This window comes from Chloroflexota bacterium, from assembly GCA_016219275.1.
In the GTDB taxonomy this organism is placed as follows: domain Bacteria; phylum Chloroflexota; class Anaerolineae; order UBA4142; family UBA4142; genus JACRBM01.
Map to the genome: position 1 here is coordinate 19,758 of JACRBM010000002.1, position 11,863 is coordinate 31,620.

An 11,863-nucleotide genomic window follows, 5' to 3' on the forward strand; every position below is an offset into this window, starting at 1 on the left:
GTCACTATCTACCCCTCGTTTCCCTTATTTCCTTTACTTCCCGCACTTGCTTGTTTCTTGAGCGATAACTATGGCTTCGCTAGACGATCTTATCGCGCAGTTACGCGATTTGAATGACGATGAATTACAACGCGTCCGCGCATTCATCGAAATGCTGCGCGGCGCGCGCGCGTCCGCCGCGTGGTCGTTCGATTTCCTCGCGCATTTCGACCACGCGGCGAAATCGGCATCCCGCAATCCCGGCGGCATGGAAATTCGCGTCGCCGACGCGACCTGCGCGAGCATCACGCGTCTCGCGTTGTGGGAACATCCGCCGGTCAGCGGCTCGGCGAGTGTGGGCTACCTCGTGCCGATTCCGAACGGACTGCGCGAAATGAAACTAAAATTTTCTGTCGGCATTCGCGATGGTTCGGAATTGCCGCCAGATCGTTTCATTGCGTTTCGCGTGCTCGTCAATGGGTTCAAGTTTTGGAGCACCGTCAAGAACACGCACGCGTGGGAGGAGCACGCGGTCACGATGCCGCAACTCGGCAGTGATGTTGCGCGCATTGAATTCGTGACGGATGGCTTGGGCGATAATCGTTGGAATTGGGCGGTGTGGGGTGAGCCGCGACTCGAAGGCGAGTAACCCCACCTCAACCTTTCCCCCACATGGGAAGAGTGACAACTTCAATGGCGAAGGAGGAACGATGGATTTTCAGTTGACCGAAGAACAGCGCGCGATCCGGGACATGGTGCGCGATTTTGCAGAAAAAGAAATTGCGCCGCGCGCGGCAGAGATTGATCGCACAGACGAATTTCCCGCCGACATTTTTCGTAAGATGGGCGAGCAAGGATTGCTCGGCTTGCCGTACCCCGAAGAGTACGGCGGCGGCGGCGCAGACACCGTATCGCAGGCGCTCGCGGTCGAAGAAATTTCGCGCGTGTCCGGCTCGGTTGGGTTGACGTACGCCGCGCATCTCTCGCTCGGCTGCGGTCCATTTTATTTGTTCGGCACGGAAGCGCAAAAGAAAAAATGGCTTGTCCCGCTCGCGCGCGGCGAGGGACTCGGCGCGCTCGCGCTCACCGAAGCCAAGGGTGGGAGCGACCTTGCCGGTTCGGTTACGACGACCGCCGAATTGCGCGGCAATGAGTGGATCATCAACGGCTCGAAAATGTACGTCACGTCCGGCGCGGTCGCGCGCTCGATCACGACCTTGTCCATCACCGACAAAGCGCAAGGACATCGCGGCTTGAGCATGATCATCGTCCCGCGCGATGCGCCGGGATTGGTCATCGGCAAGTCGGAAGAAAAGATGGGCTTGCACGGTTCGATGACGACCCAGGTTTTCTTCGAGGATTGCCGCGTGCCGAAAGAAAATTTGCTCGGCGCATTGGGTACGGGATTCAGGCAAGCGATGCAGACGCTCGACGGCGGGCGCATCGGCATTGGCGCGATGGCGGTGGGGCTGGGTCAAGCCGCGCTCGACGCGAGCATCAAGTACGCGCAAGAACGTCAGGCATTCGGTAAACCGATCGGGGATTTTCAGGCGATTCAATGGATGATCGCGGACATGTCGGTCGAACTTCAAGCCGCGCGATTGATGGTGATGCAAGCCGCCACACTGCGCGACAATAAGCAAGCGTTTGCGACGCAAGCCGCGATGGCGAAACTGTTCGCGTCCGAAGCCGCCGACCGTGCGTGTTGGAAAGCGATTCAGATTCACGGCGGCGCGGGGTACTTGCGCGATTTTCCGGTCGAACGCTTTTATCGCGACAATCGCTTGACGATGATCGGCGAGGGGACGAGCGAGATTTTGCGGATGGTCATCGCGCGGAATGTTCTCAAGAATCAATAGGCGAGATTGAGAATGAATGACGAGTATTCAAAACAAAAACAAAAACTCGAAGAGTTCTTCAGCCCAGCGTACTTAGACACATTGCCCGATCCCTATCATGTATTTTCCAAAGTTGTCGAGTACCATGCCGGCTTGAGCGAGGATGAGAAAGCCACATTTGAAGATGCAGCGATGGATTGGTTGGATATACAGAGTACGGAATTGACAAATGCGGAAAGGCGCCGGCTTTTTAATGGAATGCAAGTGTGTGGCGACCTCAAGCTAACGCGCGCAGTCGAAAAGATTTTGGGAATTGCACGGAGGTTTGCTCCTCTACGCGATCCTGCTAACGCATACCAGAATGACATTCCGACATCTATCGTAAGTTGTTCCATCGGTATGCTGGAATTGATTGGCGACCTCAGGGCAATTGATTTCCTGAAAACAGAGGCAAGCCATTGCGGTGACGAAAATCCTACCCGTGCAAGCGTTGCCGCAATTGGTGCTCTGGCCACATTTGATTTGGATGCCGCGTTGGATTTCTTGCCTATCGAGGTTATGGGCGATGTACGATACTGGGAGCAACGCACGTGGCAGGATAAGTACAAAAAGTTTGGTGTGTTCCATATCACTTTGTTCGATTTGATAGGAACATATGGACGGGACATTGTCCCCAAGATCGCCAACCGTTTACGAGGACTTACATCAGAACAAAAGAGATTTGCACTAAACGCATTCAAAGATATGATGCAACGCCCAATCCTTGAGGCGGCTGACGGTAGAATAACACAGGACGAGGAGAAGGCAGCTCTGGTCGAACGATTTGTGGAGGCACTGGGGTTGACTCTTGGAGAACCACAAAAATAGCAATAGATTGATAAACAAAAAACAGGTAGACAAGTAATTACTCCTTGTCTACCTGTTTACTTGTCTACTTGTTTCGTTTTGCGCTTGCGCGCGATTCGCTCCTCGACAATGCGCGGCTGACCCAGGTTCGCGATGCGCTCTTCCGCCATCGTGCAGTACTCGGGCGTGATTTCGTAGCCGACGTAGTGCCGCTGCGTCATTTTCGCCGCGAGCGCGGTGGTGCCGCTGCCGACGAACGGATCGAGCACGACATCGCCCATGTTAGTGTAGAGTAAAATCAAGCGGAGCGGCAGGTCGAGTGGGAACGGCGCGGGATGCGCGGGCGCATGTTTGTTGCGCCGCCGGCTGTGCGTGTCGAATTGCCAAATCGAATTTTGCGCGTCCGCGATTTCCTCGTGCGGACTGCGCCACACGCTTTTCGTCCACTCGACAAATTCCAGGTTCTCGATGCCGCTCTCGTTGCCGTGCGTCACTTGGAGTTTCCAGGTCTCTTTGCAAAACACCAGGATGTACTCGTGCACATCGCGCAGAGTCGGATTCGACGCGCGGGCGAAACTGCCCCAGGCGGTAGAAATTCCCGCGCTGTTATGACTGACGATGCCATTCGCCAGAACGAACAGATGCGGCGCGTGCGCTAATTCGACATCAAAGAAACGCGCCTTGCGTTCGGAAATTTCCTTGATCTGAATCGTATCCCAGTTCATCGCATTGTGGTGTGATGATTCGGCAAGATAGAGTTTCCAACGAATGACTTGATACCGCTTGCCAGTCTCGTCCGCGGTTGCCCAGCCAGCCGAATGGTGCAAACGATATCCCAAGGAACGCGTCAGCGCGCGCATCACCGGCATAAAACGCAGATTCGCGCCGGTGGTATTTCCTTCCCAACAATTGTTTAACGCATCGAAATGTCCATCGCCGTCCAGCCAACCCTGCAAAAACGCGGCGCGCCACTCACGCGGTGCGCGCAGTACGCTGTCCAAAGGCAACTTGGTGCGCGCCGATGTGCCGGCGATAAACTCGCGGATAATGACGTACGCGATCTGCCCAGAGATGTTGGCTTTGATTTTATTTTCGACAATCCGATAATTGACCGCGCATCCAAACGACGACCAAACTTGCTCAAGTCGCTCGACGAATTTGATTTCATCTTTGTGGAGCGTGTAGCTGATTGAACTAACGCCGCGTCCATTGCGATGATTGATGCTTCCCTCGGCAAGATAAAGACCCAGCGCCCATGCCAGTGATTCACTTGCAAACGCCAGAGGAATCGTACCTTCATACTCCGGCGTCGCGCGTGAACGTTTCAGACAATCGCCGACGTGAAGGTTTTTTGCCAATACCAAGGTCCCGTCAGGACGCGGAAAACGATGATTCGCGGTGGCAGTGACCGCCGAACCATCGGAGAAAGTCAGTACTCGTCCTGAGAGATGTTTGGTTTCCCAGAGATTGACGATGGGTTGCCAGCAAGGTCTCCCCGCTTGATCTACGGCTTCGATGTCTACCTTGTGCCACGTGTCATAATCGTGCAAATCGGAGAGCCGACGGCAAGAGACGCTTCCGGTCTCCCGGTCTCTGACAAAGAACTTGGTGTTGCCGGAGAGGCATGGACCTTTATCCCAGATTATCTCGCCGCGCATCAACAGACCCAGGTCAATCAACTGTTTCGCAATGTACGTGTTGAGCGGGACGTACGGCTTTCGCCACGTGTTCGCGATGTTGACTGCAATGCGACCGCCGGGCACAAGGACGCGCGCGCACTCTTGCCAGATCAATTTGAGATAGCCCAGGTATTCTTCCAGCGCCATCTCGTCATAGTGCGTGGTGTAATCTTTGCCCACGTTGTACGGCGGCGACGTGACGATGAGTTGCACCGAGCCATCGTCCACCTCGCGCATCGTTCGGCTATCCGCGCAGTAAATCTTGTCGAGTTCCACGCGCGCTATTGTAACATAACCGCGCGCGTGAAGCAAAAAGAATCGCACGCACATTCCCGGAAGATAGTCCATGTGGGTATTGACCCACCACGCGAGTTGTTCTATACTAGCCCGCGCGTGTTCGTTCGACCAACAGAATACAGCGCAAATTTATCCACTATGAGGGAGAGTCTGAATGTTTCAGCGACAAGCACGTTGGGTATTTCGCATCGTTTTGACCGTAGGGTTTGCATGGGGATTGCTAACTCTGGCTACGACCGCGTTGGCTCAGGGAGCCGTTACCCCGGTCAATTCGGGCTTCGACCCAGCCACTCACGCATTCAGTTTTGAAAACTACGGCGGCGATTCTGGCTTTACCAATTTGACTCCCATCGAAATGAAACGATTGTTTGGTAACCAGGTATGCGTTAGCGAGGAAGGTGGCAACTGTCTTTTATCGCCCGTTGCCAAGCAATGGATGGACGAGACGAACAAGCAAATGAACGGGGGGCACTGTGAAGGGATGGCGGTGCTTGCCGCGCTCTTTTACACCGGCAAATCCAAGCCCGCCGATTTTGGCGCGCCGCTTGCCAAGGACATGCCGATCATCGGTAATGAACAGTTGCAACGTGAGATTGCCTTTTGGTGGGCGACGCAAGCCACGATGCCGACGCGCACCGCCGTCATCAAAGCGACACCGAAGGATATTGTGGCGCAACTTGCCGATGCGTTCAAGCCCGGCAAGGACGCGTCCGATACATTTTCGATTGGCATCTATAAACGCGATGGCAGTGGCGGACACGCGGTCACGCCCTACGCGATTGTGGACAAGGGCAACGGCATCGCGAATATTTTGGTGTACGATAACAACTATCCAAACCAGGAACGCGCGATTATCGTGGATGTGAACGCGAACACCTGGCAGTACAAAGCGTCCATCAATCCGAGCGTCGAAGCCGATTTGTACGAAGGCGATGCGACGACCATGTCGCTTGACCTGACGCCCGCGTCCGCGCGGCTCAGCACTCAACTGTGCACGTTCTGCGAAGCGAGCGCGAATCGCGTGAACGGTTCTGCCGCGCCGATCACCCAGTACAACGAAATCTACCTTGACGGTGCGGGCGTGCGCGCGCTCATCACGGATGACAAAGGGAACAAACTCGGACGCGTGGACAACAAGATCGTCAACGAAATTCCTGGCGCGCTGATTCAACGCTTCAAAGCGGGTGTGGAAACGTGGAGCCAGGATGAGGAACCCAACTATTTGGTGCCGCTCGGCGTCAAATTCACGATCACGCTCGACGGCACGGCGCTGAAGAAAGAAACACGCGCGGGAATCGCGATGATCGGACCAGGTTACAGTCTCGACATCGAAGACATCAAGATCGTTCCCGGGCAAAAAGACACGCTCGATGTGTCGCCGGACGGCAGCAAGTTGTCGTACAAACCCGGCAAAGGCGAATCGCCGGACATCGAGCTCGCCATCGAGGGCAAGGACAAGGTGGATTACGATTTTCTCGTCAAAGGATTTGACCTCGAAGAAGGCGGTGCGGTCAATGTCGCACTCGATGTGAAGAGGGGGCAATTGAGCGTCAACACTATCGGCAACAAAAAAGCCGGGTCGTACGACCTTGCCATCGGTCGTTATGATTCAAAAGGCGAGCAGGAATTTGGCAACACGTTCAAGCTCGAACCTGCCGACACGGTATACGTGGATTACGGCAAATGGCAAGGCAACGGCAAGCCGCTGACCGTCGAGATTGATTACAAGAGTGACGGCACGATTGATGAAACGGTGGAACTCGAAGATTTGCAAAAATAGTGACTGTTCATCCTTGCGAAGATTTGAAGGCGCCATTCACCAGGAATCGAATTTGCCGTCGTCGCTCAATTCCTCGGAAAAGTGATTAGTAACCTTCGCAAGGATGGGCTGAGTAGATACCAAAATTAAAACACTGTGAGGATTGACTCGGCGCGCGTTTAGTGTTATCGTAAGCGCCGAGTCAGTACAGAGTTTGTTGGCTCATGTGCGAAAAGGGGGTGATCACTCAGCGTCGAGTTGTAAACCAAGTTCGTTTCAGGCGGTCGTGTGCGTAGCGTTATTCAAACTCACTTTGATTCCCAAAAGGAGCGTACCATGTTAGACCGTATCATGGGTGTGGTCACCCTCAAAGCCCCGACCTATCGCGAGATTGCCGATGATCAAAACGCAACTGGGCAAGCCGCAATCATCGTCGTGGTGATGGCGTTCTTTTCCGCGATTGTCGGCGCGATCATCCTTGTCGCGACGAGTTCGATGCTTCCACCCGAAGCGGCGGCGTCGGCTGGTTCACCCATCGGCGCCGCGTTCCGCACCCTCATTAATCAGATTATCGGGTGGTTTGTCGGCGCGTGGGTGATCGCGTTCGTATCCAAAACGTTTTTTGGCGGCAAGACGAACACCGGTGAAATGTTACGCGTGTTCGGCTACACCCAAGTGTTCGGCATTCTCAATATCATTCCGTGCCTCGGAACCATTGCCGCGCTGGTTCTTTCCTTGGTCGCCGCAGTGATTGGCATTCGTGAGGCGTCCGAGTTCGACACAACCAAAGCTGTCTTGACCGCGATTGTCGCATTCGTCGTCTTGCTGATCGTCGGCAGTATTATTGGACTCGTGTTCGGCTTGGTCGGATTATAGACAGTCGTTCAAGCCCCGCAGGTCAATGACCTGCGGGGCTTTGTCTTTTCTTAACCGACTGTTCACCTCTTCTTTACGCGCGTCGCGTTGACGCTTGGGCAAACGGTGGTATAATTTGGGCGTGGCGCTCACGATATTTGCCGCGAAAGGAAATTTCTGGTTTTGACTACGCAACCGTCTATGATGGACGACCTGGATTTGTTATTGGATGTTCTGCCGCCGCATGTGCAATCGCATTTGCGCGAGATCAATCGCAACGACGAATTGCTCGAAGTGATTTTGGATTTGGGACGCGTGCCGGAAGCGCGCTTTGTCGGACAAACGGTCCCGCTCAATTCGCGCGAGGTCAATCACGACGATCTCGATTTTGTCGTGTCGCGCATCGGCATGTTCACCGACGATAATCGCGCCGGCATTCCGCGCACGTTGCATCGCATCTCGTGCATCCGCAATCGGCAAGGCAAAATCGTCGGCTTGACCTGCCGCGTCGGGCGCGCGGTCTATGGCACGATCGAGATCATTCGCGATATCGTCGAATCGGGCAAGAGCATTTTGTTGCTCGGTCGCCCTGGCGTCGGCAAGACGACGATCTTGCGCGAATCGGCGCGCGTGCTCGCGGACATCAAGCGCGTGGTGATCGTGGACACCTCGAACGAAATCGGCGGCGACGGCGATATTCCGCATCCCGCCGTCGGCAAGGCGCGGCGAATGCAGGTGCCGACGCCATCGCTCCAACACGAAGTGATGATCGAAGCGGTCGAGAACCACATGCCCGAAGTAATCGTGATTGACGAGATCGGGCGCGAACTCGAAGCCGAAGCCGCGCGCACGATCGCCGAACGCGGCGTGCAACTCATCGGCACCGCGCACGGTCGCTCGCTCGACAACTTGATGATGAATCCAACGCTCGCCGATTTGATCGGCGGCATTCAATCGGTGACGCTGTCGGATGAAGAGGCGCGCCGGCGCGGTACGCAAAAATCCATTCTCGAACGCAAAGCGCCGCCGACGTTTGGCGTGCTCATCGAGATTCAGGAACGTAATCGGCTCGCGATACATCACGAAGTTGCGATGGCGGTGGATTCGCTTTTGCGAGGACGTATGCTGCCGCCGGAAATTCGCACGCGCGGCGACGATGGCAAAGTGAACATCGAGAAACCGATCACCGCGCGGGTGGGCGTATTGCGCGAAAATTCGCGCGAGCGCGGCGTGCGCGGTGAACCGGCGCCCGCGCGCACCGAACCGTCGCCTTTGCGCGCGATGAAATTGTTTCCGTACGGGTTGAGCCAAGAACGGCTCGAAGAAGCCGCCAAATCGTTGCGCTTGCCGGTGCAAATCGTTGGCGACATTGGCGGCGCGGACGCGGTGCTGACGCTGAAGAACTACTACCGCAAACGTCCGCCGATTGTCACCGATGCCGAGCGTCGCGGCGTACCGGTATACGTGTTGCGTTCGAATACGCTCGCGCAAATGGAAGGCGTGCTCGAAGATTTGTTCGGCGTGGATGGACGCAGCGACCCAGTGGACGACGCGATGCGCGAGACGCAAGCCGCGATTGACCAAGTGTTGAGCGGTGCGAACTCAGTCGAGCTTGCGCCGCAAACGGCATACGTGCGCCGACAACAGCACGAGCTAGTCAAGCGCGCGAATCTATTCTCGCGCAGTCTCGGCAAAGAACCGAAACGCCGCGTCCGAATTTATGGGAGTGAAGTGGGATAGTTCGATAGTGCAATAGTGCGGCAGTGAATTAGCGCACTTGCTAGAGAGATTGAACATGGAGACCTATCGCGTAGAAACAATTGTTGCGCCGAATCGCGTGCTGACGATTCGGGGAATTCCTTTCCGCGCGGGTGAAAAAATTGAAGTCATCATCCTGAGCCGTTCAACGAAACATACTGACGGAGAGCGTTATCCATTACGCGGTAAACCACTCCGCTTTCACAAGCCGTTCGATAGCGTGGCGGAGCAGGATTGGGATGCTTTGCGATGATCGTCCTCGATACGCATACCTGGGTTTGGTGGGTGCACAACAAGATTTTGAATTATCCCCACATCATAACCGTAAAGTAAAACGAGTCATCCTTGTCTCTTTTTATCACTTTCGAAGGTCCCGAGGGAAGCGGCAAGACAACGCAAGCGCGCTTGTTCGCCGAGTATCTGCAAGCGCGCGGGCGCGCGGTGTTGCTCACCCGCGAGCCGGGCGGCACGGCGATCAGCGAGCAAATTCGCGAAGTGATTCTCTCCACGCGCAACCTCGCGATGCAAAACGAAACCGAAGCGTTGCTCTTTTCCGCCGCGCGCGCACAAATTGTTGCGGAACTCATTCGTCCCGCGCTTGCCGCCGGCAAGATCGTCGTGTGCGACCGCTACGCGGATTCGACGCTGGCATATCAAGGGTACGGGCTGGGTCTTGACCTCGACGCGTTGCGCGCGATCACGCGGTTCGCCACCGGTGGACTCGTGCCCGATCGCACATTTTACGTAGACGTGCCGGTCGAAGTGGGCTTGGAGCGGCGGCATCGCGGCGAAACGAATCGGCTCGACCACAAGGCGGTTGCGTATCACACGCGCGTGCGGGACGGGTTTCTTGCGCTCGTGAAAGCGGAACCGCAACGCTGGATCGTGGTGGACGGCACGCCGGGAATCGAAATCGTTCAACAAGAAATTCAACGCCACGCAAAACGCTCTTTCGATTTCGGGTTTTAGATTTCAGATTGTCTTTTCGCATTAGCGATACAATCTAAAATCATACATCAACAATCTGAAATTCCCCATGGAGGGAAGCGCGATGAAAATGGTCATGGCGATTGTGCAAAACGACGATTCCGGTGCGCTTGCCAACGCGTTACGCAAAAAGAATTTTGCTTCGACGCTGATCAGCACGACCGGCGGATTCTTGCGGGAAGGCAACGCGACTTTTATGATCGGCGTGGAAGAAGCGCGGATGGACGAACTGCTCGCGTTGATTCGCGATAGTTGTGTGACGCGCACCCAGTTCGTCAACCCGATGCCGCCGGTGATGGAGCCAGGCGAATTGTACCTGGCGCAACCGGTCGAGGTCCAAGTCGGCGGCGCGACCGTGTTCGTGCTGGGCATCGAACGATTCGAAAAATTTTGAGATTTGGAAGTTAGAAAATAGAAATTGGAGGTTGGAGCGAGTCCGACTTCCAATTTCTATTTTCTATCCTCTAATTTCCAACATCCAACTTCTAACCTCCAAAATCCATTCCTGGGTCGCCTTCGCCGGCAAGACCGGGCATACTCTTTTCGATTTCCTCCGGGTTTTCGCCGGACTCGAGCCGATCCACCATCTCGGTGAATTCGGGACCTAAATCCTCTCCCCCCATTTGATCGCCCATCTTACGCATAAACCGCGCGACACTTTTTGGATCGTTCTCATCCACATCGCCAAAGCTGGACGGATCGGACATGGCTTCGAGCCGCGCATCCTCCGACTTGACGGTGGCGACGCGCGAGACGAGACGCGTGAGATGCTCGCCATTGCAATTTGGGCAGTGCGGCGCTTGCTGCGTATCGGCGAACGAACGAAAGAAAACGCTGACGCGGCGACGGCAATCGCCGCAACGATATTCATAGATCGGCATAAGTCATCCTCCGCGCCCGATTATATTGAAAATGAAATGCTTGGCAAGGTGAGGCGCAGTGAAACACGGTTTTTCAAAAGTCATTTGCAGACCCATCCCCCTGCCCCCTTCCCTATAAGGGAAGGGGGTTGGGGGTTAGGTTGGCAAGTGAGTCAAGCGACTTTTGAAAAGCCGTGGCGGCGAAAAACCACTGACTTTTTCGCGGAGCAGATTCCGTTTGACTGGGAACGGAATCTGCTTTATAGTTTATTCAGTAAAAAGTAATCACAAATCTTTGGAGCGTAACCAATGGACCAGACATCCTTTCGTGGCAAGACATTCACTCACGACGATGTACTAAATGCGATGGAACGTTTTGACAGAGAATTTCGCGCATCATTCCCGGAAAAGCGTTGGGTAACCTATGCGATTAAGTGCAACGCCAAGATTTACCCACCGAAACAAATCATGCGGCTTGTGACCGGGCTGAATGATTTGGGTAGCGGAGGAAGACCGGTAAACTCCCGTTTTGAAGATTTGGGATTTACGATTGTCATTTTGGATGAGAACGAATCTATTACGCCAGATGGTGGACAGGTTGAAGATGCAGAGACGGAAATCGCCTTTTCGCTTGAATATGATCTGGAAAATTCGCTGGTCGCCAATTTATCCCAAATCGAAAAAGGACTGCGTCTCTACAAAGAAAGAGGGATTGTTGGTCAACAGGTAGACGCACAAGCGGCTGGACGCATTGATCTTTTAGCCATTGATGCCAATAATGACTTGGTTGTGATCGAACTCAAAGCCGGGGAAGCAGATCGGCAGGTATGCGGGCAAATCCAAGCCTACATGGGTTGGGTGAAGGAGAATTTGGCGGGTGAGAAAAAAGTGCGGGGGATTATTATTGCAAATGACTTTACAGCAAGGGCAACTTATGCGGCTAAAGTCGTGCCAGACCTCAATCTAAAAAAATACAATATCAGTTTCAAATTTACAGACATGTAA

12 protein-coding genes are annotated in these 11,863 nt (G+C 54.6%); 10 read left to right on the plus strand and 2 right to left on the minus strand.

The genetic code is table 11. The features are described from left to right. The first annotated feature begins 70 nt into the window (after nt 1-70). The 3 genes from HY868_00100 (at nt 71) to HY868_00110 (ending at nt 2,684) form a co-directional block, all read left to right on the plus strand. A complete protein-coding gene (locus HY868_00100; GenBank protein ID MBI5300506.1) occupies nt 71-628 on the plus strand; it encodes a hypothetical protein in 558 nt (185 codons plus the stop codon). Nucleotides 629-689: 61 nt separating this feature from the next. Then, nucleotides 690-1,838, plus strand: a complete 1,149-nt coding sequence (locus HY868_00105; protein ID MBI5300507.1) for an acyl-CoA dehydrogenase family protein — start codon at nt 690-692, stop codon at nt 1,836-1,838. Nucleotides 1,839-1,850: 12 nt separating this feature from the next. After that, nucleotides 1,851-2,684, plus strand: a complete 834-nt coding sequence (locus HY868_00110; protein MBI5300508.1) for a hypothetical protein — start codon at nt 1,851-1,853, stop codon at nt 2,682-2,684. A 56-nt stretch (nt 2,685-2,740) separates the two neighbouring features. On the opposite strand, the gene HY868_00115 is transcribed toward HY868_00110, so the two are convergent. Continuing rightward, nucleotides 2,741-4,690, minus strand: a complete 1,950-nt coding sequence (locus HY868_00115; GenBank protein ID MBI5300509.1) for a hypothetical protein — start codon at nt 4,688-4,690, stop codon at nt 2,741-2,743. A gap of 103 nt (nt 4,691-4,793) precedes the next feature. On the opposite strand from HY868_00115, the gene HY868_00120 reads away from it, so the two are divergent. From HY868_00120 to HY868_00145, 6 genes are all read left to right on the plus strand, one after another. Then, nucleotides 4,794-6,419 carry a hypothetical protein gene (locus HY868_00120; protein ID MBI5300510.1) on the plus strand — a complete coding sequence of 542 codons (1,626 nt, stop codon included), beginning with the start codon at nt 4,794-4,796 and terminating at the stop codon, nt 6,417-6,419. 315 nt (nt 6,420-6,734) lie between these two features. Beyond that, nucleotides 6,735-7,274, plus strand: a complete 540-nt coding sequence (locus HY868_00125; protein ID MBI5300511.1) for a YIP1 family protein — start codon at nt 6,735-6,737, stop codon at nt 7,272-7,274. A gap of 180 nt (nt 7,275-7,454) precedes the next feature. Continuing rightward, complete coding sequence (locus HY868_00130) at nt 7,455-8,993, plus strand: AAA family ATPase (protein MBI5300512.1); 1,539 nt, start codon at nt 7,455-7,457, stop codon at nt 8,991-8,993. Between the two features lie 55 nt (nt 8,994-9,048). After that, nucleotides 9,049-9,264: a hypothetical protein gene (locus HY868_00135; GenBank protein MBI5300513.1), complete on the plus strand. Its 216-nt coding sequence runs from the start codon at nt 9,049-9,051 to the stop codon at nt 9,262-9,264. A 92-nt stretch (nt 9,265-9,356) separates the two neighbouring features. After that, a complete protein-coding gene (locus HY868_00140; protein ID MBI5300514.1) occupies nt 9,357-9,980 on the plus strand; it encodes a dTMP kinase in 624 nt (207 codons plus the stop codon). Between the two features lie 82 nt (nt 9,981-10,062). Beyond that, the gene (locus HY868_00145; GenBank protein MBI5300515.1) at nt 10,063-10,392 is read left to right on the plus strand and encodes a cyclic-di-AMP receptor; all 330 of its coding nucleotides are present in this window, start codon (nt 10,063-10,065) and stop codon (nt 10,390-10,392) included. Nucleotides 10,393-10,483: 91 nt separating this feature from the next. Here HY868_00145 and HY868_00150 read toward each other — a convergent pair whose 3' ends face one another. Further along, a complete protein-coding gene (locus HY868_00150; GenBank protein MBI5300516.1) occupies nt 10,484-10,879 on the minus strand; it encodes a zinc ribbon domain-containing protein in 396 nt (131 codons plus the stop codon). Nucleotides 10,880-11,167: 288 nt separating this feature from the next. Here HY868_00150 and HY868_00155 point away from each other — a divergent pair, with 288 nt between their 5' ends. Beyond that, nucleotides 11,168-11,863 carry a DUF1016 family protein gene (locus HY868_00155; GenBank protein MBI5300517.1) on the plus strand — a complete coding sequence of 232 codons (696 nt, stop codon included), beginning with the start codon at nt 11,168-11,170 and terminating at the stop codon, nt 11,861-11,863.